Raw genomic sequence first — 26360 nt, forward strand, 5'->3', positions numbered from 1 at the left:
CCGTCAGAAGCCCAGTCGATCACGCAGGCTGTAGTACCACGCACCCAGCGCAGTCATGGGCGTGCGCAGCAACTGTCCGCCGGGGAACGGATAGTGCGGCAGGTCGGCGAACGCATCGAAACGTTCGGCCTGACCGCGCAGCGCCTCGGCCAGCACTTTGCCCGCCAGGTGGGTGTAAGTGACCCCGTGACCGCTGCAACCCTGTGAATAATAGATGTTGTCGCCCAGGCGTCCGACCTGAGGCAGGCGGGACAGGGTCAGCAGGAAATTACCGGTCCACGCGTAGTCGATCTTCACGTCCTTGAGCTGCGGGAACGCCTTGAGCATCTTCGGGCGGATAATGGCTTCGATGTTGGCCGGATCCCTCGCGCCATACACCACGCCGCCGCCGAAGATCAGGCGCTTGTCGGCGCTCAGGCGGTAGTAGTCCAGCAGGTAATTGCAGTCTTCTACGCAATAGTCCTGTGGCAGCAACGTCCTGGCGAGTTCTTCGTCCAGCGGTTCAGTAGTGATCACCTGAGTGCCGCACGGCATGGATTTGGCTGCCAGCTCCGGGACCAGATTACCCAGATAGGCATTGCCCGCAACGATGATGAATTTGGCGCGGACCTTTCCCTGGGCAGTATGCACCACAGGATTGGCGCCACGCTCGATGCGAATCGCGGCGGATTGCTCATAGATCGTTCCGCCCAGCGTTTCCACCGCAGCCGCTTCGCCCAGCGCCAGGTTCAGCGGGTGAATGTGGCCACCGCTCATGTCCAGCAGGCCGCCAATGTATTGCTCGCAATTCACCACTTCATTGATGCGGCGTTGATCCATCAGCTCCAGTTGTGAATGGCCGTAGCGTTCCCACAGCCGTTTCTGCGCTTCAAGGTGAGCCATCTGCTTGCCTGTCAGCGCGGCAAACACACCGCCATCCTTCAGGTCGCACTTTATGCCGTAGCGTGAGACGCGATCACGAATGATCGCCGCGCCTTCGAACGCCATCTGCCCCAACAACTGAGCCTGTCGCGGACCGACCGTGCGTTCGATCACGTCGATGTCACGGCTGTAGCTGTTGACGATCTGTCCGCCGTTGCGACCCGACGCGCCGAACCCGACCTTCGCCGCCTCAAGTACGGTCACTTTGAAACCGTTCTCCAGCAGAAACAGCGCGCTGGAGAGTCCCGTGTAACCAGCACCGATGATGCACACATCGGTTTCAACCTCGCCTTGCAGGGCAGGGCGTTCAGGCACCGGATTGGCCGACGCGGCGTAATAGGACTGCGGATAAGGCGTGTTGGCCATCCTGAAGCTCCGTTTAATATTCTTGACGAGTGCGCCGATCCTACCCGAGATGGAAACGCTCTGCCAGCGTCAGGTGAAAAGACCTTTCATTTCTTTCCTGGCAAAAACATCGTTAATTCATAGGGTTAGCGGTAAAAACAGATTGACATGAAGATTAAAGCCGGTAGGATGCACACCCACAGCAGGCACGTAGCTCAGTTGGTTAGAGCACCACCTTGACATGGTGGGGGTCGTTGGTTCGAGTCCAATCGCGCCTACCAGACAAAATCCGCTCTGCTGGGCGGTAATGAAAAGGGCGACCCGAGAGGGTCGCCCTTTTTTTGTTTCCCAGCGCAATTGGCCCAGTCAAATAATCCGCATATTCAGAGAGTTACTGCAAAAAAAGCCATTGACACCCATCTGAATATCCGTAGAATGCCGACCCACAGCAGGCACGTAGCTCAGTTGGTTAGAGCACCACCTTGACATGGTGGGGGTCGTTGGTTCGAGTCCAATCGCGCCTACCAAACAAAATCCGCTCTGCTGGGCGGTAACGAAAAGGGCGATCCGAAAGGGTCGCCCTTTTTTGTGCGCGTTTTCCGAGATGGGCAAGGGCTTGCCTTCAATGCGCCAGCGGCTGGGCGCATTGAAGGCTGCGTTCACCCTTGTCGGGCAAATGATTTGACGATGGACTTGGTGGCCGGGCTCGCTTTCAGGTCGCTGACGTTCTTGGGGGCGAGCCATTTGCAGGCGGCTATCTCGTTCTGGGGCTTGGCTTCACTGGAGTCCGGCACCAGAGTGATGAACACATGATGGGTCACCCGGTCTTTTTCATACTCGGCCAGATAACGCAGTTCCAGATTTTCCAGGCCTGTCTCTTCGTTCAGCTCACGCACCGCTGCCTGTGCAGGGGTTTCTCCGGGCTCGACCTTACCGCCCGGCAAGGCCCATTTGGATTTCGGTTTGCGCACGTAGAGGATCTGTCCGTCTCGCTTGCAGATGACTGTCGCTCGTTCTTTCATATCCGTTCACCTTAAGCGTCCCTCACCATCAATATCTGCAAGGACTTCATGAACTTGAGACCGGCAAGCAGTCAGTGGTAGTCACTAAATTGTAATAAAAAGTTCATTTATGTGAATGAAGCACAATCAGTGCCATGAATTAAGCGTAGTTGAAGAGGGGTCGATCGCTCGAGTCATTGAGTTCTCGGCCCCAGGGCTTCAGTGATGCCTGGCGAGACCTCGTGTAGCGATATGCTGCGACAGCTTTTGATAGGTCCTGTCGTCTGCGGCTGCGAGTATTTTTCTGCCGTCCTTGAACGTCGTCAGAAACGTTATTTCCTTTTCCTCGCCGGCCAGCATGACGCCTGCTGCCGCGCCTACAGGCCCGAGCACCAGCGCGCCCGCGAGACCGTAGCCGATAGCGCCGTCGATTTTTTTACTGGATGCCTGGCTGGCCATTTCCACTGACTTGATGTCGTTGTGCTTGAAGCTGATACCCGGCCACGGGAAGAGGGGAGTTACGAGAGTGATGGTGCCAGCACGGTATTCCCCATCACCTTGAAGAAAATCACCCGCTAAAATCTTGATATTAGCCATGTGTCATTCTCCGTCCATTGAGTTGGCGCGTTTCAATCGAGCAACTATTTCGCGCCCCAAAAAAGTGCGTGTCAACGCTCTGGAGACGAACTGCACGGGATCAAAAGACGAAAGGTTCGACGGCGTTCGTCTTCGTTCCACGGTGCTGGAAATAGAATGCGTGAACGAATGGCGTGCACGAATGGCGTGCACGAATGGCGTGCACGAAATTGCGCCGTCAGGCGGCTGCCTGTCACTCATCGTTATGCACAAGTCCGCCTCCACACTGATCGTGCCCATCGCTCCGCTTGGGCATGCCTCCCGTGACGCTCCGCGTCACAAATGGCACAGATTGCGGATTCAGTGAGCCGAACGCATGACGTGGATAACGCTCGGGCTTGAACCACGCATCTGCGCCACATTCAAAAGCGGACGCGGAGCGTCCTGAGAGGCGTTACCACGCAGAGTGCTCATCGTTATACACAAGTCGAAACGCGCATCTGGAGCGGGCACTATTTCGGCCGTGGGAGCGGACCGGGCGGCGTTCCGTTTGTCCGCGAAAGCTGGTACATCCGACGAAGATCCAGCGTCTGAAACGCAGTATTCGCGGACAAGTCCGCTCCCACTTCAGATACCGCATTCCTTCAGGTCGATTTGTGTATAACGATGAGCGCAGAGCGTAGGAACGATCATCATCGTGTTCATCCAAGAGGACTTATGTATAACGATGAGTGCCTGTCACGGGGGCGGACAAGACCGCATTTTATGGTATGCAGTGGTCTGGCTGGCATGTCGCCAGTCAGACCGCCCGTGAAGGTCAGGCTGCAGAAGCTTCCTGTTTAAGGGTTGCCATATCAATCACAAAACGATACTTCACGTCGCCCTTGAGCATCCGCTCGTAGGCTTCGTTGATATCCTGCATGGCAATTTCTTCGATATCGGACACGATGTTGTGTTTGGCACAGAAGTCCAGCATCTCCTGGGTTTCCTGAATGCCACCAATCAACGAGCCTGCCAGGCTGCGGCGTTTGAAGATCAGGTTGAATACCGCAGGCGAAGGATGGGGCTCGGCGGGTGCGCCGACCAGTGTCATGGTGCCGTCGCGCTTGAGCAGGGAAAGGAAGGCGTCCAGGTCATGAGGCGCTGCAACGGTATTGAGGATGAAATCCAGGCTGTTGGTGTGGGCGGCCATCTCATCCGGGTCTTTTGAAACCACGACTTCGTCTGCACCCAGACGCAGGCCGTCTTCGCGTTTTTTGGGTGAGGTGGTGAACAGCACCACATGAGCACCCATGGCGTGGGCAATCTTTACGCCCATGTGACCCAGACCGCCCAGACCCACGATTCCGACCTTCTTGCCTGGACCGACTTTCCAGTGATTCAGCGGCGAGTAGGTGGTGATGCCCGCACACAGCAGCGGTGCAACGGCTGCCAGATTCTGGTCGGGCGCGATGCGCAGGACAAACTTTTCTTTGACGACGATTTTGTCCGAGTAGCCGCCGAAGGTGTTCTCACCGCCGAAGACGGGTCCGTTGTAAGTGCCGGTAAAGCCTTTTTCGCAGTACTGCTCTTCATGCTCTTCGCAGGATTGACATGCCTGGCAACTGTCGACCATGCAGCCTACGCCTGCCAGATCGCCCACCTTGAATTGGGTGACATTGGCCCCGACGGCAGTCACCTTGCCGACGATCTCATGGCCTGGTACCGATGGATAAAGCGTGTTGTGCCATTCGTTGCGCGCAGTGTGCAGGTCAGAGTGGCAGACGCCGCAGTACAGGATGTCGATCTGAACATCGTCGGCGCCAGGAGCGCGTCGTTCGAATTGATAAGGTGCGAGCTTGTCGGTGGCAGCCTGGGCTGCATAGCTGTAAGTCTTGATCATTGCGATCACCTGTCCAGTATGTGTTTGGCGAAGAAAGCGCAGGCCAGCATAGTGCGCAAAAGACGATGTTGCCTGCTGCGGGAACACTCTCTGACCGGGAAAACCATGAAATAGTGCCACGATCACAGCAATGTTCAGGTAAACCAACATGCCGACTTGCAGGTACAATCCTTGCATCACAATTGCTGCTTTAATGTGACAGCGCACTGCCAACTCTGGCCGGAAGCGTCAATTATATTCGCCGTCGGTTTCTGGATCTGGTGTTGACATGACTGTACCCCCTTTGGCCTCCTGCCTGCGCCAGACGAACGATAGCGTCGCTCCCGGCGATACGCTGCGCGACCGTCGTGACCGGCTGTCCAGTCATCAGGCCATCGATGAGTTAATGGCTGTTGCACGCCAACAGGTCCCCGGCGTGCCTTGGGCGTTCTATATCGCGGGTGAGCAGAAGCGTCTGCTGGGGCAGGGCGCGCTTCATTACGATTGGCCAGAGCACATTCCCGTTGGCCGGTTTGAGTCGTTCTGTAACGAAGGTCAGGTACATCGGTGGGCGACAGGCCAGGGTGAAGAGGCGCTGGGCTGGCTGCTTGCACCGCTGGCCGAACAGCACAATCCGGCACTGGCGGATCTCGCCGTCAGACTGGGCTCTCTGTTGCAGAGCGCTGCACTGGTCAGGGCGCAGAGCACCCAGCGCGCGCTGTACGAGATCAGCCTGCTGGCCAGCTCGACCCACGAGCGAGGCACGCTGCTGCAAGGGATTCACCAGCAGCTTGGGACGCTGATCGACGCCGAGAATTTCTACCTGGCGCTGTACGACAGTCAGTCCGGCAAAATCACCTATCCCTATTACATCGACCGTTTCGACGATGAGGCGATGGCCCCGGAAACCTTCGAATACCTTGAACCCGCCAATATTTCCATGACTGGCTATGTGCTGACCCAGGGGCAGTCCATGTTTCTTGATGCGGCGGGCATCGAAGAGGCAGAAGCGGCTGGCCGTTTCAGGTGTAGAGGACGTCGTCCGGAGTTCTGGATGGGCGCGCCGCTGAAAAACGCGTCGGATGAAGTGTTCGGCATGGTCGCCATGCAAGTCTACGATGTGTCCCGTGTCTACAGCGTTCAGGACCGGGCGCTGTTTTCAGTGGTCTCGCGGCATGTGGCCATGGCAATGGACCGGCTGCTGCATCGCGCCCATCTTGAGCAGACCGTGCTGTTACGCACCCAGCAGTTGTCTGCTGCCAACGATGCGTTACGTCTGGAAGTGGCTGAGCGCGAGCGTGCCGAGCACCTGCAAAGTGCGCTGTTTCAGATTGCCGAGCTGTCCAGCCGTCCCGGAGACATGAACGAGCTGTTCCAGAGTCTGCACATGATCGTGGGTGAACTGCTGGTGGCGCTCAACTTCTACATCGCGCTTTATGACAAAACCACGGGCGAGGTCACCTTTCCCTATTACATTGACGAGCGTTTGACGCAGTCACCTGCGCCCCGGCGTGGTCAACGCGGGTTCACCGAATATGTCATTCGCCAGCGCCGTCCATGCCTGATCGACAGCAAAGACGCGCTCAGGCTCGAAGCTGCGGGCGAGATTGAAGTACAGAACCAGACCAACCGATCGACCTCCTGGCTGGGTATTCCGCTGTTCGAGGCGGAGGAAGTGCGGGGTGTCCTGGCCGTCCAGAGCTATTCTCGCCACGTCAGCTACACCTTGCGCGATCAGGAGCTGTTGACCTTCGTTTCCCGGCACATCGATACAGCACTCTCTCGCCGCAGCGCTGCCGAGGCGATTCATACCGCCAACCTGCGTCTGGAGGCGCGCGTGCTCGACCGGACCCGTGAGCTGGATCAGCTCAATGCAAGGCTTCAGCACGAAAACGCTCATGACTCACTGACCGGTTTACCCAACCGCAGCCATTTGCAGCAACGATTGCAGGTGGCCTGGGAGGAGTTCTGCGGCCGGGGTCGCGCACTGGTGGTGATGTTCATCGACCTGGATCGCTTCAAGATCGTCAACGACAGTCTCGGGCACCATTGTGGCGATCTGTTGCTGATTCAGGCGGCGCAGCGTCTACGCAGTTGCATGCGCGTGGGTGACCTGCTGGCCCGACTGGGCGGCGACGAATTCGCCGTGTTGGGGATTGGCGCGCGATTGAGCACGGGGGTCGGGATCGCTCAACGGATCCTCACGGCGTTCGAGTCGCCCTTTGTGATTGATGAACACACGGTCTTCACCTCCTGCAGTATCGGCGTCGTCGGGGCTGACGGTGAGTTCCACAAGGAGCCTGCTGATCTGTTGCGCGATGCCGACACGGCAATGTACACGGTGAAGAACGGCGGACGTGATGGCTGTGCAGTTTTCAACCAGGCACTGCGCCGTCAGGTCTCGGATCAGATGGATCAGGAAGGCGCGTTGCGGAACGCGCTGAAACGCACTGATCAGCTCATTCCCTATTTCCAACCCATCACCTGCCTGGAAACCGGCAGGCTGCTGGCGCTGGAGGCGTTGATTCGCTGGCGGCAGCCTGACGGGCAGGTGCTGACGCCCGAGTGCTTCCTGCCCGCGCTGGAGGGCCTGCGGCTGATTGGCCGTCTCGACCTGTACATGCTCAGGCAGGTCATCGCGATTCTGGCCGATCCAGCCAACGCGCACTTGCCGCCAGTCCATGTGAACTGCTCCAGCTACAGCATTACCCGGCCTGCGTTTGCAGGCGAAGTGCTTTCCATGCTCGCAGAATACGGTGTGTCTCCGGCCAGATTGTGTCTTGAGCTCACTGAAGGCGCGCTGGTGGCAGATCCCGAACAGGCGCGTCTGTCCATGAAGCAACTGGCCGATCAGGGCATGTCAGTGGTGTTGGATGACTTCGGTGCCGGGTTTTCTTCTCTCAGCTATGTGCACCAGTACCATTTCAGCGGCTTGAAGATCGACAAGTCGTTCATCTTCGAACTGACCACCAGTGACCGCAGTCGCGCCATCGTGCGGGCGATTGTACGGATGGCCGAGTCGCTGGACCTGACCGTCGTCGCCGAAGGCGTGGAGGACCGGCAGACGCTGGAACTGCTGCGCGAGATGGGGGCGGGTCAGGCGCAAGGCTACTACCTCGCAGGCCCGCTGCCGCTGGAACAGTTGCAGATCGCTCAGGGCCAGACGACCCATTGACGGCAACACGTTGCCGCGTTTGACGTGATCTGGAAGGGCTGGCTGGTAAACGTCATCTTTCTGCCGCTGCCGTTAGTCGCCATTGCCATAGAAATCATGGGCTTAGGGTGATATCGGTAGTTGGCACCGCTCTTGCTGGTGTACAGGCGCATCACGTCATCAGGAGGTGAAAGATGATTATTGGCAACAGTGGGCTCGAACAGCTGGTTTCCCATGCTGTAGGAGCCATAGGGCGCAAGACGCTGGGCGAGGTCTCGCAGGATTCGTTCGGCGCGATGGCCGCAGCAGGTCTTGGCAACGGGGCGTTCCCGGTCACCTCGCAAACCGCCAACGCTGCGTCCACGGATGACGCGCAGGGCAACAGTGGCTACAACGAATCGTTTGCACGGATGATGGTCAATCTCAAGAGCGGGGCGGAGACGTCGCTTTCCGAGAAGACCGCTGATCGCGATAACGGCGTCACCGGCGCGAATGCTGCCAGTGTCGGCGCTGCCGATGGCGCTGCGACGGGGGTCCAGAAATTCATGGACACCCTGAAGCAGACGGCCGAAGAGAAAGTGCGGGAAAAACTGACTGGCATCACCCAGCAGCAATACACCGCGATGAAGCCTGAGGATCAACTGACGATCGACCAGAAAGTCCAGGACGCCCTCAAGGACAAGCAGAACGATGTTGCGGATGACATCAATACGCGCATCCGGGGCATCAAGGCCGGTTTGTTGGCCTGACATCCCGATAGGTTGCACCCATGATTTCGCGAGCCGGCTCGCTTTCACGTACGCGTGAGAGCAAGGTGACTCGCGATTTTTTTTGTCTGGGTTTTGGGCGTTCAGGCAGTTGCGCGTGGAACCGGGACGCGGAGCGTCCTGAGAGGCGTGGCTGAAACTGATCGTGCCCATCGCTCCGCGTGGGCATGCCTCCCGTGACGCTCCGCGTCACAAATGGCACAGACTGAGGATTCAGTGAGCCGAGCGCATGACGTGGATAACGCTGGAGCTTGGGCACATATCTGCGCCACATTCGAGAGCGGACGCGGAGCGTCCTGGGAGGCATTCCCACGCAGAGCGTAGGAACGATCATCAATCAGGGACGCGGAGCGTCCCATTGGGTCTGATCACCTGGACGTTTCGGTTGATACCTTGGTCGTCCTCACTCAGCGCAACTGATCCCGGTAGGGCAGGTCCGGCCCCACCCGTGTGCAGGTCAGCGCCGCTGCACTCGCTGCAAAATCCAGCATCTGGTCCAGCATGTCCTTCGTAAGCTCCGACAGCGCCTTTGGCGTATCCAGCTGGCGTTCAGTCAGGAACGTCAGGAGTGCTGCCTGGAATGTATCGCCTGCGCCCACCGTGTCCACCGTCACGACGTTCTTTGCCGGGATCGACCAGGTGCCGTGCTCGCGGGTGAAGATGCTTGCGCCCTGCGTGCCACGGGTCACGATCACCAGGTGCGTGTGCCGGTTCAGCCAGCCTTTTGCAATGGTTTCGGGGTCGCGGTCGGGATACAACAGGTGCAGGTCTTCATCGCTGACCTTGATCATGTGCGCATGCTCGGCGAATGCCGCGATCTGGGAGCGCCAGCGTTCAATGTCCGGTGCCGGATTGAGGCGTACGTTCGGGTCCAGCGAAATCAGGCGTTTGCCGCTTTCCCTCGCGACGAGCGCCAGCAGCGTATCGGCAATCGGCTGCACCACCAGCGAGAACGAGCCGACATGGATACCCCGTACCTTGTCGTCGAGTCTGGGCAAGTGTTCCAGGCGCAACTGGCGATCGGCGCAACCGTCGCCTCTGAAACTGTAGGTGGGCGAACCGTCGGCGCCGACCGCGACCATGGCCAGCGTGGTGGGCGCGTCGAATTCAATCAGATGCTCGGCACCGACCTGTTCGTCATCGAGCACAGCGCGCAGGCGACGACCCAGGTAATCCGTCGACAGGCCGGCAAACAGGGCAGATTCCACACCCAGTCTGCGCAGGCCTATGGCAACGTTGAAGGGTGAGCCGCCGGCGATGGCGTCAAACCCCAGCTTATTGAGCGCGCTGCCAGTGTCGGCGCGGGTGAAAATATCGAACAGGGCTTCGCCGCAAACCAGAAACATAGGTGCTCCATGAAAAAGGCAGGTTCAAACTGCTCGTAATTGATCTTGGTAGTGCTGGTAGACCTGTTGATAGGCGACGACGTTCTGCGCAATCGGTCGTGTCTCGCTGGCAGCGTCCAGGCTCACGCAACGCTCGCACAGGTCCTGCAGGCTGTCGGGTTGACCCTTGGCCGTCGACCAGCACCACGCTGCCTGAATCGCCGCGCCCAACGCAGCGGCCTCTGCCAAGCGTGTGCAGACCACTGGCGTATCCATGATGTCGGCCACGATCTGCCGCCATACCGGACTTTTCGAGCCGCCGCCGATCAGGCGGATGCTCTCGCTTTTGATGCCGCTGGCGCGCAGCAGATCAAGCCCGTAGCGCAGGCCGAACGTCGTGCCTTCCACCACTGCCCGACACAGGTTTCCCTGGCTCAGATTGGTGCTGTCCAGACCGCGAATGCTGCCGGTGGCGTCGGGCAGGGCGGGGACGCGTTCGCCGTTCAGGAACGGCAGCATCAGCACGCCTTCAGCGCCGATCGGTGCGCTGGCAACGGCCGTATTGAACGCCGCGATGTCCAGCGCAAACAACTCGCGGATGGCCGTCGTGGCGTTGGTCAGGTTCATGGTGCAGATCAGCGGCAGCCAGCCGCCGGACGACGAGCAGAAGGTCGCAACCGAGCCGTGCTCGCTGACCGCAGGCTGATCGGCGAACGCGTACACCGTGCCGGATGAACCCAGGCTCATGGTGATCAACCCCGGCTGGATATTGCCGGTGCCGATCGCCCCCATCATGTTGTCACCGCCGCCGCTGGACACCAGCGCCTGCGGGTTCAGATTCAGCAGTTGGGCGATCTCTGGCCTCAATGTGCCAACCGCCTGTTCAGCGTCCAGTAACTGCGGCAGTGCCTTTTCAAGGCGTCCGCTCGGGTCGATATGGGCCAGCAACGGCAAATCCCATTCGCGCGTGCGCACATTGAAGTAGCCGGTGCCCGAGGCATCGCCGTAGTCGGTGCAGCAGCGGCCGGTCAGCCAGTAGTTCAGGTAGTCGTGGGGCAGCAGGATCCTGTCGATCTGCTCGAACAGTTCCGGGTGTTGCTCCTTGGTCCACAACAGCTTTGACACCGTGTAGCCCGGCGCGATGACCAGTCCCAGGCGCTCCAGTGAGCCTTTTTCGCCGCCCAGATGGTCCAGCAGACGTTGATTTTCCGGAGCGCTTTCAGTGTCACACCAAAGCTTGGCCGGGCGCAGCACCTGGCCCTGCGCGTCGAGCAGGACTAAGCCGTGCTGCTGTCCGGAGATGCCGATGCCGTTCACATCCTGTCCTGAAACACCGGACTGAGCGAGCGCTTCGCCGACCGCGTGCTGCAGGGCTGTGAGCCATTGCTGGACGTCCTGCTCGCGCCGTCCGTGATGATCGCTGATCAGGCTGTGGGGTGCCGAGCCTTCGCCCAGCACGCGGCCTGTCTGTGTATCGAGCAGCAAGGCTTTGGTGCCTTGGGTGCCGCAATCGATTCCAAGAAACATGGGTGTCCCTCAGAGGCTCTTGGCCAGTAGTTTTTCCAGGGTGCCGCTGACGCCCAGCGTGCGCAGATCGGCCAGGTTCTGCTCGAACGCCGCCACGAAAGGTGCAGACTGCGCAATGGCCAGGCCGAAGATCTCCTCGACCTGCAGCAGGCGTTCGGTGATCAATGCATCGTCGGCAACCAGACCTTTGCAGAAATCGGCGCGTGGGTCAGGAATGCTGTAAACCGCGCCGTTTTCATCCTTGCCCTTGAGGTACAGGGCCCAGGCGGCGACCACGAGCGAAGCCCGTTCCAGATTGCCCTGATCGACGATCAGCCGGTTGATGGTCGGAATCGTGAACTTCGGGAATTTCGACGAGCCGTCCGAACAGACCCGCTCCAACTGGTCGGCAATCGCCTGATTGGAGAAACGCTCGATCAGCGTGTCCTTGTAGCCCTCCAGATCGATGCCGGGCACTGACGCCAGCTGCGGCGTGACGTCGAGGTCCATGTAGGCGCGGATGTAACGCACGAACAGCGGATCGTTCATGGTCTCGTGTACGAAACGATAGCCCTTGAGAAAGCCCAGATAGGTCAGGGCCAGATGGCTGCCGTTGAGCAGCTTGATCTTCATTTCCTCGTAAGGCGTCACGTCATCGGTGAACTGCACGCCGACCTTTTCCCAGGCTGGCCTGCCGTTGACGAACTTGTCTTCCAGCACCCATTGCACGAACGGTTCGCAAACTACCGGCCAGGCGTCGTCGATGTGCTTCTCGTCGGCCAGCTTCAATCGGTGCGCGGCGCTGGTCATTGGCGTGATGCGGTCAACCATCGCGTTGGGAAAACTGACGTTGTCAGCAATCCAGTCGTGCAGATCGGCGTCGCGCTGGGCGGCGAAGGCCAGCAGCGCCTTACGGGTGACCGCGCCGTTGTGCGGCAGATTATCGCAGGACATCAGCGTGAACGCAGGCGTGCCCTCGGCGCGGCGGCGGGCGAGTGCGGCGCACAGGAAACCGAACACGGTTTTCGGCGTGGCGGGATTGGCAAGGTCATGCTGAATCTGCGGCAGGTGGGTCATGAACTGACCGTTGCTGTCGTCGATGCAGTAGCCGCCTTCGGTGATCGTCAGCGACACGATCCGGATGTCCGGGCTGGCCATCTTGTCGATGAGCGCCTGCGGACTGTCTTCGGCCAGCAGCATGCCGCTGATCGAGGCGATGACGCGTGTCTTGGTGTCCGGCGTGTCGCCCAGTTCATAGAGCGTGTACAGGTAATCCTGCTGCGCGAGGGCGTCGCGCACTGCGCGGTCATCGGGACGCAGCCCGACACCGCAGATGCTCCAGTCCAGACCTTCGCCGGTGTTCATCAGCGCATCGGTGTAAAAAGCCTGATGGGCGCGGTGGAAACCGCCGACCCCGATGTGCGCGATGCCCTGGCGGGTGTCGGTCGCGGAATAGGCCGGTACGTCGATGTCGGCACCCAGGCGCGACAGGTTCTGTTTGTTCAATTTCATGACAGGACTCTCCAGGACTCAGGCGGCAGCGGTCTGCAGGGCTTTGGGGATCACCAGACCATCAGCGTCAAACAGGTGGCAGTGGGCACTGTCCAGATGCAAGTGCAGCGTCTCGCCATACTGGCTGGCCAGATCGCCACGAATACGCATGGTCAGCGCCTCTCCCGAGCGGGTGCGCACGTGGCAGAACGTGTCGCTGCCCAGGCGTTCGCTGACATCGGCAATCACCTGCAACTGGCAATCGCCGCTCTGGGCGATGTCCAGGTGTTCGGGGCGAATGCCCAGCGTCACCTGAGCGCCAACCGCCAGACCTGCGCGGCTGACCGGCATGCTGACCGTGGTGCCCGCGTCCAGCTCGACCTGGCAACTGCCGCTGTCGATCCGGCTGATCCTGCCCTTGAGGAAGCCCATTTTGGGCGTGCCGAGAAAGCCTGCCACGAACAAGTTGGCCGGGTGGTGATACAGGTCCAGCGGAGAGCCGACCTGTTCGACCTTGCCGCCGTTGAGCACCACGACCTTGTCGGCCAGAGTCATCGCCTCAACCTGATCGTGGGTCACGTAAATCATGGTTGCCTGCAGCTCCTTGTGCAGGCGCGACAGCTCCAGACGAGTCTGCACGCGAAGCGCGGCGTCGAGGTTGGAGAGCGGTTCGTCGAACAGGAATATCTTGGGGTTACGCACGATGGCGCGGCCAATCGCGACCCGCTGACGCTGACCGCCGGACAGTTGCTTGGGTTTGCGCTCAAGCAGCGGTCCCAGCTCCAGGATCCGGGCGGCCTCATCGACTTTCTTCTTGATCTCGTCCTTGTTGCCGCCAGCCAGATCCAGAGCGAAGGACAGGTTCTTGCCAACGGTCATGTGCGGGTACAGCGCGTAGGTCTGGAACACCATCGCCAGATCGCGCTTGGCCGGGGTCACCTGGGTGATGTCGCGGCCATCGAGTTCGATGGTGCCGGAGGTCACTTCCTCCAGGCCTGCGATCAGGCGCAGGAGGGTGGATTTACCGCAGCCCGACGGACCGACGAAGACCACGAATTCACGGTCTTTCACATCAAGGTCGATGCCCTTGATGATCTGGTGACCGTCGAAGCCTTTTTGCAGATTTCTGATGCTGAGGTTAGCCATGATGGACTCCTTTTTATTCTGTAGACCGGGGCTATTTGACGGCACCGAACGAAAGACCGCGAACCAGTTGTTTCTGGCTGATCCAGCCGAAGATCAGGATCGGCGCGCATGCCAGCGTCGAGACAGCCGACAGCTTGGCCCAGAACAGCCCTTCGGGACTTGAGTAGGATGCGATCAGCGCCGTGAGTGGCGCAGCGGCAGACGAGGTGAGGTTCAGGGACCAGAACGCTTCGTTCCAGCACAGGATCAGCGAAAGCAGTGCAGTGGAGGCCAGGCCACCCTTGCAGATCGGCATCAGCACGCGAAAGATTTCCTGACGGGTACTGGCACCGTCCAGGCGCGAAGCTTCGAGAATTTCGCCCGGAATGTCCTTGAAGTAGGTGTAGATCATCCAGACCACGATCGGCAGGTTGATCAGCGTATAGATGATGATTAGCGCCAGCCGCGAGTCCAGCAGGCCGAAGGTCTTGGCCAGCAGGTAGATCGGCATCAGCACGCCCACGGGCGGCAGCATTTTGGTGGAGAGCATCCACAGCAGCGTGCCGCGGGTGCGCTTGGTTTCGAAGAACGCCATCGAGTAGGCCGCCGGAATGGCCACCAACATGCTCAGGATCGTCGCGCTGAACGAGATCAGCACCGAGTTCCAGGCGAAGTGGAAGTAGTCACTGCGCTCCTGAATGTGCAGGTAGTTTTCCAGCGTCGGCGTGAAGAACAACTGCGGCGGCGTGGCGAAGGCGTCGATCTCGGTCTTGAAGCTGGTCAGGACCATCCAGAAGATCGGGAAGAAGATCAGCGCGGCGATGAGCCAGGACAACGTCCCGAGCAACAGGCTTTGCAGGCGGCGTGATTGTTTGAGCGTCATCATGGCAAGGCCCTCATGACTTGTCGGTGAGGTTTTTGCCGATCATCCGGATCAGGATGATCGCTGCGATGTTGGCGATGACCACGGCGATCAGTCCGCCTGCTGACGCCATACCGACGTCGAATTGCAGCAGTGCCTGGATGTAGATCAGGTAGGCCAGGTTGGTCGAGGCAAAACCCGGACCGCCGTTGGTGGTGGTGAAGATTTCAGCGAACACCGACAGCAGGAAGATGGTTTCGATCATCACCACGACCGCAATCGGGCGCGCCAGGTGCGGCAGGGTCAGGTGCCAGAAGATTGCAATCGGGCCTGCGCCGTCGAGACGTGCCGCTTCCTTCTGTTCCTGATCCAGCGACTGCATGGCGGTCATCAGAATCAGGATGGCGAACGGCAGCCACTGCCAGGACACAATGATAATGATCGATAGCATCGGGTAATGGGCGAACCAGTCGATGGGCTCGGCCCCGAAGAACTTCCACACCGCCGCCAGCACGCCGGAAACCGGGTGGAAAATCAGGTTTTTCCAGATCAGCGCGCTGACCGTCGGCATGATGAAGAAGGGTGAGATCAACAGCACCCGCACGATGCCGCGACCGAAGAACTCACTGGCTTCCAGCAGCGCCGAGATGAGCACGCCGAGGATCACACTGATCGCCAGCACGCTGCCTACCAGCAGCAGGGTGTTGCCTGCGCCGGGCAGAAAACCGCTGTCGGTGACGAAGTATTCGAAGTTTTCCAGACCGACGAATTCGTTGTCGCCGGGAGACAGCAGGTTGTAGCGAATCAGCGAGAAATAAATGGTCATGCCCAACGGCACGATCATCCACACCAGCAGCAGCGCGACGGAAGGGCTGACCAGAAACCAGCCCGGTTTGAAACGACGGCTTTTGATCGGGGGCAGTTCGCCGGACGCGTCCGTACGATCAGAAATGGCTGAGGTTTTCATGGGGGCTCCCATCGGATATCACAGAGTCTTGATGCAAGGGCGGGAGAAATGGATCTCCCGCCCTGCAGCGTGCGGTTACTTCTTCGGGTAGCCCGCGCGCTTCATGTCGCGCTCTGTGGAGGTCTGCGCGTTTTTCAAGGCGGCGTCGACCGAGGTCTGGCCAATGAGTGCGGCCGAGAACTGCTGGCCGACACTGGTGCCGATGGCCTGAAACTCGGGGATCGTGACCAGCTGGATGCCGACATAAGGCACTGGCTTGAGGGTCGGTGTCTTGGGCGTCACGGCCTTGAGCGATTCCAGCGTGATGTTGGCGAACGGCGCCGCTTTTTTGTACTCATCGCTGTAGGTCGAAGCGCGGGTGCCTGGCGGCACGTTGGAGACGCCATCTTTCTCGGCCACGAGCGCGGCGTACTCTTTAGAGGTCGCCCACTGGGTGAACTCGGCGGCGTCCTTGGCATTCTTGGCGCTGGCTGGAATGGCCAGGGACCACGAATAGATCCAGGATGAACCCTTGTCGGTCACTTCATGCGGCGCGTAGGTGAAGCCGACGGTATCGGCAACCTTGCTTTGAGTCTTGTCGGTCACGAAAGAACCGGCCACGCTGGCGTCCACCCAGATGGCGCACTTGCCGCTGTTGAACAGCGCGAGGTTTTCGTTGAAGCCGTTGCTCGACGCGCCCGGTGGGCCGGATTGCTTCATGGTGTTGACGTAGAAATTCAGCGCGTTCTTCCATTCAGGCTGATCGAACTGCGGTTTCCACTGCTCATCGAACCAGCGCGCACCAAACGAGTTGGCCACGGTGGTGATCAGCGCCATGTTCTCGCCCCAGCCGGCCTTGCCGCGCAGGCAGATACCGTACTGTTCCTTGGATTTGTCAGTCAGCTTGCCGGCGAACTCGGCGATCTGGGTCCAGGTCGGACGCTCGGGCATGGTCAGGCCTGCCTTTTCGAACAGGTCCTTGCGGTAGTAGGTGATCGAGCTTTCTGCATAGAACGGCAGGGCGAACAGCTTACCGTCGACCGACAGACCGTCACGCACCGAAGGGAACACGTCATCGAGTTCGTAGCTGGCGGGCAGGTCTTTCATTTCCTGCAGCCAACCCTTGGCACCCCACAGTGAGGCTTCGTACATGCCGATGGTCAGTACGTCGAACTGACCGCCCTTGGTGGCGATGTCAGTGGTCAGGCGCTGACGCAGGACGTTTTCTTCAAGCACCACCCAGTTGAGTTTGATGTCCGGGTGCTTTTCTTCGAAGGTCTTGGAGAGGCGCTGCATGCGGATCATGTCGCTGTTGTTGACCGTGGCGATGGTCACGGTTCCGGCAGTGGCGGTGCCACTGACCATGAAACAGGTGCTGAGGACGGTACTGGCAAGCAGAACTTTTGCTGAGGTCTTCATTGATCACTCCTCTTCCACGCCCAGAGAGCTGCAGAAGGCAGGTTATTGTTTTTGTCTCTTCCGGAGGAAGGAAGATGTGCACTGATTACAACGGCGTTCGCGATGAAAGACAAATCCTGCACCGCACTGCTACTGATACTTTTTTGCAGTGAGTCTGCAAGCGTGCCTGCGCCGCGAACGCCCAGTCACAGGCGTTGGCGATGTTTGAGCGTAGACGATGGGCGAGGAGGCGGGGCGAATCAGTACAGGTTTTGTTCGGTCAGACGCTGGACGGCCAGGCGCCGGTAATGTGACGGCGTCATGCCCTTGAGTTGCTGGAAACGCCGGTTGAAGTTGGAAATGTTGTTGAAGCCGGACTCGAAGCACACGTCGGTCACAGGCTTGTCGCCATCGGCCAGCAGCTCGCAGGATTTGCTGATACGCAGGCGATTGACGAACTCCACGAAGCAACGGCCAGTGGCCTGCTTGAAGACTCTGGAGAAATACGTAGGCTTCATGCCCAGGTACTCGGCGACTTCTTCGAGCGGCAATTCCCGGCTGTAGTTGGCGAAGATGTAATCCACCGCCCGGTTGGTGCGGTCGACGCTGTGCTCGTCCGCCGAATGAGTGACCGCCGTACCGGAGAGCAACTGATAATCATCGCTGGCCGCCAGCAGTTCCAGCAGGATGAAGAAATGACCCAGACGGGTGATGCCATTGGAGTCGGCGATTCGCTGCATCAGTCTCATGGCCTGGCGAATCGTGCGCTTGCAGCGAAACTCGATACCGTAACGGGCACGCTCCAGCAGCGGCGCCAGGGTTCTGAGTTCGGCGAAGACCTGATTGCCGCTTTCCAGCAGCTCGTCGGTGAAGTTGACCAGCATGTCGCGCTTGGGCACGACCTCGTCTTCATCGATCTGGCTGATCCAGTTGTGCGGCAGGTTGGGGCCGGTCAGGAACAGGCTGGCCGGGTTGAAGTTGCCGATGTAATCACCCACGAAGACCTTGCCGGAACTGGCGACGATCAGGTGCAACTCGTATTCCTTGTGAAAGTGCCAGCGCACCAGCGGGCATGGAAAACCGTGCTCGCGATAAATGATCGACAGGCCGTTATGGTCGTCCATCAATTCATAGGAAGGATCCGCAATTCTTGTTGTTTTACTCATGGCGTGGCCGTTTGCAGTGGTTGCCAGGGCGTTAATGTGCCTCATTTTTCAGATCATTGCCCGACCGACGCCGAAAAAACGCTTAGGATCAGTCACTCTTCACAGCAGTCATTGCAGGAGCGGGACGCGATGAAACAGATTCTTCTGATCGGCATGGGGGCCGGCGATCCCGAGCAGATCACGGTTCAGGCTATCAATGCCCTGAACCGGACGAACGCAGTGTTCCTGCTCGACAAGGGCTACGCCGACGACGATCTGCTGCTATCGCGCAAGGCGATGTGTGAGCGCTACATCACTCACACCGACTATCGGCTGGTGCAGGTCCAGGACCCGCGCCGCGAAGACGATCCCAGCGGCTATGAACGCGGCGTCGAGCATTGGCACGAGCAGCGCGCCATCCTGTTCGAGCGCCTGATCGCCGATGAGCTTGGCAAGGACGAGACAGGCGCGTTTCTGGTCTGGGGTGATCCTGCGCTGTACGACAGCACCCTGCGTATTCTCGACCGGGTGCTGGCGCGGGGCAGGGAAGTCTTTGAATACCAAGTCATCCCCGGCATCACCAGCGTGCAGGCGCTGGTCGCCAGTCATCGGATACCGCTGAACCGCATCGGTGAACCGGTGCTGATCACCACAGGCCGTCGCCTCGCAGCGAGTCTGGATGATGCACCGGACAATGCGGTGGTGATGCTGGATGCCCATTGCACGTTCGATCGTTTCATCGGCAAAGGGCTGGATATCTACTGGGGCGCCTACCTGGGCACCCCGGACGAGATACGGGTGTCAGGCAGGCTCGATGATGTGTGCGAGCAGATCAAACAACTGCGCGCCGAGGCGCGGCAGCGCAAGGGATGGGTGATGGATACGTATCTGTTGCGCAGACCGTGTTCCTCGACGGAGACCACAGACTGACCGTTCAAGGAACAACAGCCTTCAGGCCCTGAATCGCGCGGATTGCGTCATCAACCGTTTCCACCAGGGACCTTTCACAGGCGCTGAGCCCGAATGAGTCTGCACCTGAACCAGTTCAGGCACGTCGCGCAGCCTGATCCACAGATCATCATGCCATTGCAGTGTGCTCAGCGGGCGTCCTTGCCAGCGCATCTGGCAGGATTCCGGATGGTCAAAATCTTCGCGATGCCGGGCGTGCAAGGCAGGCAGCACGTCCTGAACCAGCCACTGACGCAGGGCACGGTTCTCGGGGACGTAATGGTGGACGAGCATGGCGAACACAGCTGATTCGCTGAGCAACAGGCAGCGTTCCCACTGCTGGTGGGTCTGCAGCCACGCCGTGCGGGACTGATCGGCATCGAGCTTCAGCGTAGAGCGCTCGTCCAGGCGCTTGCCCATGAGGCGGGCAAGGTCTGACAGCGGAAACCAGGCTTGAGCACCAATCATGACGGCGCGCAGCATGCGGTGATGGCGGATGAAGACCGTGGGTTCGAGATAGTCGGTGCAAGGGGAGGCGGGGTGTGGCAGGTCCATGAGTGAAAGCTCCTTTGAGTAAAAGAGCTGCCCGGCGTCGTCAAACGCAGTGGGTGGCAGCTGTGCGAAGGTTGACGAACCGGCCTTCACTCAAGCACACCGGCAGACCCGAAAGTCTCCGACGCACAGCCGCCATGAAGTCACCTTGAACACAGGAAGTGCAAAGGCAACATGCAGCGCGATTGCGAATGAAGGTTCGGATCGTCAAATCCGGTCACTGTTCTGCAGCGACGGCGCACCTTAAAGCCGCAAATCGACACGCGCAAGCGGTCAGGATTTTCTCGGAAACTTCATACGAAGGAAAGGGAATTGTCGCTATTACCAAATCGCATTCGGGCCGCTATACAGGCCTGAAGCACTGAAGGGATGAGCGCCGATATCAAGCGCATTGGCATTGGCATTGGCAGGCACCCGGCCTCTCTGGACGAAATGTGCAGACCGTGGGGAAAAATACATGGATTCTATAACTGAACAAGATATTGCGAAGGCTGAAGGGCGTATGAACGAGCGCCTGAAAACAGGCCCGTACGCTGTAGAGGCACATTACGACCGCAGAGTTTCCCGAATCATCATCGTGTTGAATTCAGGCGTGGAATTGGCTATCCCCCCAGGATCGGTCGAAGGGCTCAGTGATGTGCGTCCAGATCAACTGGACAACATTGAAGTCAGCCCGAGCGGGCTTGGGTTACATTTTCCTGAACTGGACGCTGATCTGTATGTGCCAGCGCTGCTGGAAGGTGTCTTGGGCAGTCACTCGTGGATGGCGCGCCAATTGGGTACGAAAGGCGGGGCATGAACTAGGGCACCAAGACTGCAGCGTTCTGGCGCCCTAAGCTCGGGCATAAGCAATGAGGTCCATGTCGTCAGACGTGGCAGTAGCACTCAAACCTTGCGATTCTTCGCCTCGATCCACTGCGCCATGTACTTGGTGCTCTTGTGGTGATGGTGCCGCAACATCGAACCGGTGAAGTTGGCCAGCCGATGGCCTGGCAGGTCGCGGCGCAGGGTGTCGATGCGTTCCATCAGGCTGGCGCAGTGCTGTTCGTGGCGGTAACGCGCTTTCAAGAGTGCCCGGCCAGCTGTCTGTGCTTCTGACCACAGCGCTCGACTCTGATACAGGCGGACCGCAGCGTCAGCGATCTGCGCGGGATCGGTCTCGACGATTCCGGGCCACGGCAGTCCGCCGCTCATGGCCTCGGCACCGATCGGTGTCGTGACCGATGGTGTCCCGCACAGCATGGCGTCGATGAGCTTGCCTTTGATACCCGCACCGAAGCGCAAGGGTGCCAGGCACACGCGTGCGTTGGACATGACCTGAAGCGCATCCTCGGCCCAGTTCATGATGTGGAAACCTTGCGCCCCGTTGTGCAACGCCGTCGCCTTGGGTGGTGTATAGGCGCCGTAGATATGCAGTTGCGCCTGAGGAAGCTGCTGGCGAATCAGCGGCCAGATGGCGTTTTTCATCCAGAGCACCGCATCCCAGTTCGGCGCATGGCGAAAATTGCCGATACTCAGAAAGTGCGCCCGCTGATCGAACGGCCGGGCAGTCTGTGACGGCTCATCGAGCATCAGCGGGCACCAGTGCAGCAAGGATGCAGGCATGCCGAATGAGCCGGTCAGCAGCTCGATTTCCACGTCCGAGGTCATCAGGTTCAGGTCGCATCGGTACAACGACGCGATTTCACGCTGGGCCAGATCACTGCCAGCCATCAGACTGAACAGCTCGGCATCGCACGGCTCGAATAAATCTGAAGGGGTGTTGCCGGACTCGTCGTTCAGCAGATCCTTCAGCCGTTGATGGCGCGCGTGGCGCAGGCTCTGCAGGTCAGAGGTCTCCAGCACCCGCAAGGCGTCGGGGCACTGCTGTTCGACACGCCAGCCGAACTGTTCCTCGATCATGAACTGATCGAACAGCACGACGTCGGGCTGCAATTCGCCGACGAAAGTATCGAAACTACTGTTGTTGAGTTCGATGCGCACTTCGGTGATGCCCAGGCTGACCAGGTCGGCGCGGTGTTCGCCTTCTGTGGCAGGGCTGGCAAACGTGATCTGCCAGCCATGCTCAAGGAAACAGCGAATCAATTGCATCACATGGCCGCTGGCCGCAGATGAGCGCGGCTCTGGCCAGACGTAACCGATAATCAGCAGGCGCTGGCTGGTGTTCTCGGCAGAAGGGGAAGGGCTGTCGGGTGCGTCGATATCAATGCTGGTCAAGAACGCTTTTTACCTTGTCGCGCAAATCATCGATGGAGAACGGCTTGCCGATCGAATGCATGCCCGCAGGCACTTCGATGTTTTCCGAGTAACCGCTGGCGAACAGCACCGGCAGTTCCGGGCGCAATGCTCTGGCTTTTTTGGCCAGCTCCGTGCCTTTCAGATCGGGCAGGCCCTGATCGGTCATCATCAGGTCGATGGTTCTTGTTTCATCCTTGATGATTTCAAGCGCCGTCATTGCATCTTCGGCTTCGAGCACGGTGTATTCCAGCTCTTCGAGAACGTCGACGATCAGCATGCGCACGATAGTGTCATCCTCGACCACAAGAATGGTGCTGGTTGCGTCCGGCATGATTGACTCCTTAAAGCCTGAAGATAAAGGTGGTGCAAAGAGCGCAGAACGTTATGCGCCTTGCCGGACATTTCAAGGTCGGTGACCCTGACGTGCCCGCTATTCATACAGTCCCTGTATCAGTAAATAAAATGCATGCAGAAGTTCAATCTGTCGCGGTTCCACGCACACCAGCATAGCAATCTATGGCGTAAGAGCCATGCTTGCTGATGCGCAGGAGCTTATCGCCGATTTATGTGTGAAATTTCAATCCTCTATGTGAGAAATGAGAGTCTTTTTCACGGGTTTACGGCAAACTCTACGGTTTTGATCCAACCGTCAGGGATTTTTCATGAATCGGACGTCTGTTATCGATGAACAACGGTTCCGCAAACTGCTGGGACGTAACGTCGGCCTGCCTTTAGGCGTCGGCGTTTTAAGCGCAGTTTTCTTTATTCTGTTGATCAGCTATCTGTTGTCGGCCATTCAATGGGTCGAGCATACGGATCGGGTCATCAACAACACCAATCGCTCGATGAAGCTGTCCATCGACATGGAAACCGGCATGCGCGGTTTTCTGTTGACCGGCGATCAGCATTTTCTCGACCCTTATGAAGTGGCCAAGCCTTTGCTGACGGCGGAACTGCAAGGGCTTCAGGCATTGGTGGAAGACAATCCGACTCAGCTGGATCGTTTTCGCCGCCTGCTCACCCTGCAGGAAGAGTGGAATGTCTTTGCTCTTGAAATGATCAAGCTGCGCCGCGAAAACGGCGATTACCAGACGCCAGTCCTCGCCGGACGGGGCAAACGCATCACCGACCAGATCCGTACCGAATACGATCAGGCCGTGGAGATGGAGCAGCAACTGCGCCTGAACCGTAATGCCGAGGTTACCCGCAGTACAGTCATGTCTGTCGCGCTGTACCTGGTCTTCGTCGTTATCGTCAGTGGCATCCTGGCGTGGGTCGGTCGTCGTGACCTGATGGCGCTGTCCGACACTTACAGCGAGAACCTCAGGCAGCAGGAAATCAATGCTGAACGCTTGCAGAAGGTCGCGTGGCTGCGCAACGGGCAGAGCGAGCTGGCAGAGCATGTGTTGGGGCAACTGACCTTGGGCATGCTGGGCCGCAATATCCTTCAGTTTCTGGCCCGCTATCTGGGGGCTTCGGTGGCGGCGGTCTACGTACGTCAGGAACACGGCGGTCTGACCCGCATCGCCTCTTACGGGTTTTCCCGCGAACAGGAAGAGCGTGACCAGACCATTCACAGTGACGAAGGTATCGTTGGCCAGGCGGCGCGACAGGATCGGGTCATCACTCTGAAAGACGTGCCCGTCGACTACTTCAAGGTCAGTTCCGGTCTGGGTGACGGCTCGCCACGCAGCGTGATCGTAGTGCCGACCAGCAACGACGATCAGGTCAACGGCGTGATCGAGCTGGGTTTTCTGCACGGGCTGACCGAACAGGACGTCGAATTCCTCGAACTGATCTCCGACAATATCGGCACTTCCATCGAGGCGGCGCGTTATCGCCAGCGTCTGCAGGAAGTGCTGGCCGAGACGCAGCAGCTCAACGAAGAATTGCAGGTGCAGCAGGAAGAGCTGCGCACGGCCAACGAAGAGCTCGAGGAGCAGTCGCGGATTCTGAAGGAATCCCAGGCGCATCTGGAAACCCAGCAGGCCGAGCTTGAACAGACCAACGAACAACTGGCCGAGCAGGGCCAGGCGCTGGCCGATCAGCGCGACGCACTGGATCGCAACAACGAAGAGCTGAATCAGGCCCAGGTGGAATTGCAGGCCCGAGCTGATGAGTTGCAGCGCTCCAGCAAATACAAGTCCGAGTTCCTGGCCAACATGTCCCACGAGCTGCGCACGCCGCTCAACAGTTCGCTGATTCTGGCCAAGCTGCTGGCCGAGAACCCGACCGAGAATCTGACTGCCGAGCAGGTCAAATTCGCCGAGTCGATCTATTCGGCGGGCAATGACCTGTTGAACCTGATCAACGACATTCTGGACATTTCCAAGGTCGAGGCCGGCAAGCTGGAGGTGCGGCCGGAAAACAGCAGCGTGTCGCGTCTGGTGGAGGGTTTGCGTGGCCTGTTCCAGCCATTGGCGACCGAGAAGCGTCTGCAGTTCACGGTCGAAATGCAGGCCGGTGCCCCGACCATGCTGTACACCGACCGACAGCGACTGGAGCAGATTCTCAAGAACCTGCTGTCCAACGCCATCAAGTTCACCGAAACCGGCACCGTGAGCATGATCGTGTCGCGTCAGCCGGGTTCAGGCATCGCGTTCACGGTTCGTGACTCTGGCATCGGCATCGCTGAAGAACATCAGCAGAGCATCTTCGAAGCGTTCCGTCAGGCGGACGGCACGACCAACCGTCGCTACGGCGGCACCGGGCTGGGCCTGTCGATCTCCCGTGACCTGGCCGCGCTGCTGGGCGGTTCGATCAGCGTGACCAGTGCACCCGGGCAGGGCAGCATCTTCACACTGGTGTTGCCGGAGCAGTACGTCGAGCAATCCACCGAGGCGCAAGGCGCGAACATCGCTGCCGTGGTGTCGACGCCGATCATGCCGGCGCCGGCCGTTGCCAGACCTGTTGTCGAGCCGGTTGTCGTGCGGGACGAGGCGATTCCGGTCTTCGACGATGACCGTGACAAGGCACCGTTCGACAAGCGCTGCATTCTGGTCATCGAAGATGAAGTGCGGTTCGCTCAGATCCTGTTCGATCTCGCTCACGAGCTGGGCTACTACTGCCTGGTCGCTCACGCGGCCGATGACGGCTTCAATCTGGCCGCGCGCTTCACGCCGGACGCGATCCTGCTGGACATGCGCCTGCCGGACCACTCGGGCCTGACGGTTCTGCAGCGCCTCAAGGAGCTGGCGCCTACCCGGCACATTCCGGTGCACGTGATCTCGGTCGAAGACCGTCAGGAAGCGGCCTTGCACATGGGCGCCATCGGTTATGCGGTCAAGCCCACGACCCGCGAAGAACTCAAGGATGTGTTTGCCAAGCTGGAAGCCAAACTGACCCAGAAGGTCAAGCGCATCCTGTTGGTCGAAGACGATGCTTTGCAGCGTGACAGCATTGCGCGTCTGATCGGCGATGACGACATCGAGATCACGGCGGTAGGTTTCGCTCAGGAAGCGCTGGATCTGCTGCGCGACAATATCTACGACTGCATGATCATCGACCTCAAACTGCCTGACATGCTCGGTGACGAGTTGCTGAAGCGCATGTCCACCGAAGAGATCTGTTCGTTCCCGCCGGTGATTGTCTATACCGGGCGCAACATGACCCGTGACGAAGAAGCCGAGCTGATGAAATATTCGCGCTCGATCATCATCAAGGGCGCGCGCTCGCCGGAACGCCTGCTCGACGAAGTGACGCTGTTCCTGCACAAGGTCGAATCCCAGCTTTCCAATGAGCGTCAGAAGATGCTCAAGACCGCCCGCAGCCGTGACAAGGTGTTCGAGGCGCGCAAGATTCTGGTGGTGGATGACGATGTGCGTAACATCTTCGCGTTGACCAGTGCACTCGAGCACAAGGGCGCGGTGGTCGAGATCGCGCGTAACGGGCTTGAGGCAATTGCAAAACTCAATGAAGTCGAAGACATCGATCTGGTGCTGATGGACGTGATGATGCCGGAGATGGATGGCTACGAAGCCACCATCGAGATCCGCAAGGACCCGCGCTGGCGCAAGCTGCCGATCATCGCGGTGACGGCCAAGGCCATGAAGGATGACCAGGAACGGTGCCTGCAAGCAGGTTCCAACGATTACCTGGCCAAGCCTATCGATCTGGATCGATTGTTCTCGTTGATTCGCGTGTGGCTGCCAAAAATGGAACGTATTTGAATGCGCACGGCCAAACCGGTCTTCGCTCAC

General features: G+C 59.2%; 20 protein-coding genes and 2 tRNA genes. 7 read left to right on the forward strand and 15 right to left on the reverse strand.

Features of this window, described 5'->3' with window-relative positions:
• Positions 1–3: 3 nt before the first annotated feature.
• A complete protein-coding gene (locus CFBP1590_RS12595; protein WP_025993955.1) occupies positions 4–1287 on the reverse strand; it encodes an NAD(P)/FAD-dependent oxidoreductase in 1284 nt (427 codons plus the stop codon).
• Between the two features lie 183 nt (positions 1288–1470).
• Between CFBP1590_RS12595 and CFBP1590_RS12600 the strand changes: the two genes are divergently transcribed.
• Positions 1471–1547, forward strand: a tRNA-Val gene (locus tag CFBP1590_RS12600).
• A gap of 169 nt (positions 1548–1716) precedes the next feature.
• Positions 1717–1793: transfer RNA gene (locus CFBP1590_RS12605), tRNA-Val, on the forward strand.
• Positions 1794–1925: 132 nt separating this feature from the next.
• Here the strand turns inward: CFBP1590_RS12605 and CFBP1590_RS12610 are convergent.
• From CFBP1590_RS12610 to CFBP1590_RS12620, 3 genes are all read right to left on the reverse strand, one after another.
• Positions 1926–2288 carry an NUDIX hydrolase gene (locus CFBP1590_RS12610; protein ID WP_004884871.1) on the reverse strand — a complete coding sequence of 121 codons (363 nt, stop codon included), beginning with the start codon at positions 2286–2288 and terminating at the stop codon, positions 1926–1928.
• A 198-nt stretch (positions 2289–2486) separates the two neighbouring features.
• Positions 2487–2864 (reverse strand): hypothetical protein, encoded by a 378-nt coding sequence (locus CFBP1590_RS12615; RefSeq protein WP_004884873.1) that lies wholly within the window; start codon positions 2862–2864, stop codon positions 2487–2489.
• A 796-nt stretch (positions 2865–3660) separates the two neighbouring features.
• Entirely contained in the window at positions 3661–4725 is a 1065-nt protein-coding gene (locus tag CFBP1590_RS12620; protein ID WP_088236405.1) for an NAD(P)-dependent alcohol dehydrogenase, read from the reverse strand.
• A gap of 268 nt (positions 4726–4993) precedes the next feature.
• Here CFBP1590_RS12620 and CFBP1590_RS12625 point away from each other — a divergent pair, with 268 nt between their 5' ends.
• Positions 4994–7879: a bifunctional diguanylate cyclase/phosphodiesterase gene (locus tag CFBP1590_RS12625; RefSeq protein ID WP_122500482.1), complete on the forward strand. Its 2886-nt coding sequence runs from the start codon at positions 4994–4996 to the stop codon at positions 7877–7879.
• Positions 7880–8052: 173 nt separating this feature from the next.
• Positions 8053–8607, forward strand: coding sequence for a hypothetical protein (locus tag CFBP1590_RS12630; RefSeq protein WP_029242362.1), 555 nt, complete (start codon positions 8053–8055; stop codon positions 8605–8607).
• A 425-nt stretch (positions 8608–9032) separates the two neighbouring features.
• Here CFBP1590_RS12630 and CFBP1590_RS12635 read toward each other — a convergent pair whose 3' ends face one another.
• The 8 genes from CFBP1590_RS12635 to CFBP1590_RS12670 all read right to left on the reverse strand — a co-directional run bounded on the left by CFBP1590_RS12635 (position 9033) and on the right by CFBP1590_RS12670 (position 18444).
• Entirely contained in the window at positions 9033–9971 is a 939-nt protein-coding gene (locus CFBP1590_RS12635) for a carbohydrate kinase family protein (protein WP_088235156.1), read from the reverse strand.
• 24 nt (positions 9972–9995) lie between these two features.
• Positions 9996–11477, reverse strand: a complete 1482-nt coding sequence (gene xylB / locus CFBP1590_RS12640; protein ID WP_088235157.1) for a xylulokinase — start codon at positions 11475–11477, stop codon at positions 9996–9998.
• 9 nt (positions 11478–11486) lie between these two features.
• Positions 11487–12968: a mannitol dehydrogenase family protein gene (locus tag CFBP1590_RS12645; protein WP_029242359.1), complete on the reverse strand. Its 1482-nt coding sequence runs from the start codon at positions 12966–12968 to the stop codon at positions 11487–11489.
• Positions 12969–12986: 18 nt separating this feature from the next.
• A complete protein-coding gene (locus CFBP1590_RS12650; RefSeq protein ID WP_043306063.1) occupies positions 12987–14093 on the reverse strand; it encodes an ABC transporter ATP-binding protein in 1107 nt (368 codons plus the stop codon).
• 31 nt (positions 14094–14124) lie between these two features.
• Positions 14125–14958, reverse strand: a complete 834-nt coding sequence (locus CFBP1590_RS12655) for a carbohydrate ABC transporter permease (RefSeq protein WP_004884895.1) — start codon at positions 14956–14958, stop codon at positions 14125–14127.
• Positions 14959–14968: 10 nt separating this feature from the next.
• A complete protein-coding gene (locus CFBP1590_RS12660) occupies positions 14969–15901 on the reverse strand; it encodes a carbohydrate ABC transporter permease (protein ID WP_004884899.1) in 933 nt (310 codons plus the stop codon).
• A 75-nt stretch (positions 15902–15976) separates the two neighbouring features.
• A complete protein-coding gene (locus tag CFBP1590_RS12665) occupies positions 15977–17299 on the reverse strand; it encodes an ABC transporter substrate-binding protein (RefSeq protein WP_029242357.1) in 1323 nt (440 codons plus the stop codon).
• Positions 17300–17538: 239 nt separating this feature from the next.
• Positions 17539–18444, reverse strand: a complete 906-nt coding sequence (locus tag CFBP1590_RS12670) for an AraC family transcriptional regulator (RefSeq protein ID WP_004884903.1) — start codon at positions 18442–18444, stop codon at positions 17539–17541.
• 129 nt (positions 18445–18573) lie between these two features.
• Here CFBP1590_RS12670 and cobF point away from each other — a divergent pair, with 129 nt between their 5' ends.
• Complete coding sequence (gene cobF / locus CFBP1590_RS12675; protein ID WP_029242356.1) at positions 18574–19353, forward strand: precorrin-6A synthase (deacetylating); 780 nt, start codon at positions 18574–18576, stop codon at positions 19351–19353.
• A 21-nt stretch (positions 19354–19374) separates the two neighbouring features.
• Here cobF and CFBP1590_RS12680 read toward each other — a convergent pair whose 3' ends face one another.
• On the reverse strand, positions 19375–19926 hold the full coding sequence (locus CFBP1590_RS12680; RefSeq protein ID WP_088235158.1) for a BRO-N domain-containing protein: 552 nt from the start codon (positions 19924–19926) through the stop codon (positions 19375–19377).
• Positions 19927–20380: 454 nt separating this feature from the next.
• Between CFBP1590_RS12680 and CFBP1590_RS12685 the strand changes: the two genes are divergently transcribed.
• A complete protein-coding gene (locus CFBP1590_RS12685) occupies positions 20381–20722 on the forward strand; it encodes a DUF2442 domain-containing protein (RefSeq protein ID WP_080665206.1) in 342 nt (113 codons plus the stop codon).
• Between the two features lie 86 nt (positions 20723–20808).
• Here CFBP1590_RS12685 and CFBP1590_RS12690 read toward each other — a convergent pair whose 3' ends face one another.
• Both CFBP1590_RS12690 and CFBP1590_RS12695 read right to left on the reverse strand, forming a co-directional pair.
• On the reverse strand, positions 20809–22140 hold the full coding sequence (locus CFBP1590_RS12690) for a glycosyltransferase (protein ID WP_374729044.1): 1332 nt from the start codon (positions 22138–22140) through the stop codon (positions 20809–20811).
• Entirely contained in the window at positions 22127–22492 is a 366-nt protein-coding gene (locus CFBP1590_RS12695) for a response regulator (RefSeq protein WP_025995690.1), read from the reverse strand. Before CFBP1590_RS12695 ends, CFBP1590_RS12690 begins: the two co-directional genes overlap by 14 nt.
• A gap of 331 nt (positions 22493–22823) precedes the next feature.
• Between CFBP1590_RS12695 and CFBP1590_RS28705 the strand changes: the two genes are divergently transcribed.
• A complete protein-coding gene (locus CFBP1590_RS28705) occupies positions 22824–26330 on the forward strand; it encodes a response regulator (protein ID WP_088235159.1) in 3507 nt (1168 codons plus the stop codon).
• The last annotated feature ends 30 nt before the right edge of the window (positions 26331–26360 follow it).

This window comes from Pseudomonas viridiflava (assembly GCF_900184295.1).
GTDB classification, from domain to species: domain Bacteria; phylum Pseudomonadota; class Gammaproteobacteria; order Pseudomonadales; family Pseudomonadaceae; genus Aquipseudomonas; species Aquipseudomonas viridiflava.

What these genes read in the sequence shown, in the direction of transcription:
- CFBP1590_RS12670 (WP_004884903.1), bottom strand. Translation starts at nt 18,444, where the DNA reads ATGAGTAAAACAACAAGAATTGCGGATCCTTCCTATGAATTGATGGAC.
- CFBP1590_RS12680 (WP_088235158.1), bottom strand. Translation starts at nt 19,926, where the DNA reads ATGGACCTGCCACACCCCGCCTCCCCTTGCACCGACTATCTCGAACCC.
- CFBP1590_RS12695 (WP_025995690.1), bottom strand. Translation starts at nt 22,492, where the DNA reads ATGCCGGACGCAACCAGCACCATTCTTGTGGTCGAGGATGACACTATC.
- CFBP1590_RS28705 (WP_088235159.1), top strand. Translation starts at nt 22,824, where the DNA reads ATGAATCGGACGTCTGTTATCGATGAACAACGGTTCCGCAAACTGCTG.
- CFBP1590_RS12645 (WP_029242359.1), bottom strand. Translation starts at nt 12,968, where the DNA reads ATGAAATTGAACAAACAGAACCTGTCGCGCCTGGGTGCCGACATCGAC.
- CFBP1590_RS12595 (WP_025993955.1), bottom strand. Translation starts at nt 1,287, where the DNA reads ATGGCCAACACGCCTTATCCGCAGTCCTATTACGCCGCGTCGGCCAAT.
- xylB (WP_088235157.1), bottom strand. Translation starts at nt 11,477, where the DNA reads ATGTTTCTTGGAATCGATTGCGGCACCCAAGGCACCAAAGCCTTGCTG.
- CFBP1590_RS12625 (WP_122500482.1), top strand. Translation starts at nt 4,994, where the DNA reads ATGACTGTACCCCCTTTGGCCTCCTGCCTGCGCCAGACGAACGATAGC.
- CFBP1590_RS12655 (WP_004884895.1), bottom strand. Translation starts at nt 14,958, where the DNA reads ATGATGACGCTCAAACAATCACGCCGCCTGCAAAGCCTGTTGCTCGGG.
- CFBP1590_RS12610 (WP_004884871.1), bottom strand. Translation starts at nt 2,288, where the DNA reads ATGAAAGAACGAGCGACAGTCATCTGCAAGCGAGACGGACAGATCCTC.
- CFBP1590_RS12635 (WP_088235156.1), bottom strand. Translation starts at nt 9,971, where the DNA reads ATGTTTCTGGTTTGCGGCGAAGCCCTGTTCGATATTTTCACCCGCGCC.
- CFBP1590_RS12630 (WP_029242362.1), top strand. Translation starts at nt 8,053, where the DNA reads ATGATTATTGGCAACAGTGGGCTCGAACAGCTGGTTTCCCATGCTGTA.
- CFBP1590_RS12685 (WP_080665206.1), top strand. Translation starts at nt 20,381, where the DNA reads ATGGATTCTATAACTGAACAAGATATTGCGAAGGCTGAAGGGCGTATG.
- CFBP1590_RS12665 (WP_029242357.1), bottom strand. Translation starts at nt 17,299, where the DNA reads ATGAAGACCTCAGCAAAAGTTCTGCTTGCCAGTACCGTCCTCAGCACC.
- CFBP1590_RS12620 (WP_088236405.1), bottom strand. Translation starts at nt 4,725, where the DNA reads ATGATCAAGACTTACAGCTATGCAGCCCAGGCTGCCACCGACAAGCTC.
- CFBP1590_RS12650 (WP_043306063.1), bottom strand. Translation starts at nt 14,093, where the DNA reads ATGGCTAACCTCAGCATCAGAAATCTGCAAAAAGGCTTCGACGGTCAC.
- CFBP1590_RS12615 (WP_004884873.1), bottom strand. Translation starts at nt 2,864, where the DNA reads ATGGCTAATATCAAGATTTTAGCGGGTGATTTTCTTCAAGGTGATGGG.
- cobF (WP_029242356.1), top strand. Translation starts at nt 18,574, where the DNA reads ATGAAACAGATTCTTCTGATCGGCATGGGGGCCGGCGATCCCGAGCAG.
- CFBP1590_RS12660 (WP_004884899.1), bottom strand. Translation starts at nt 15,901, where the DNA reads ATGAAAACCTCAGCCATTTCTGATCGTACGGACGCGTCCGGCGAACTG.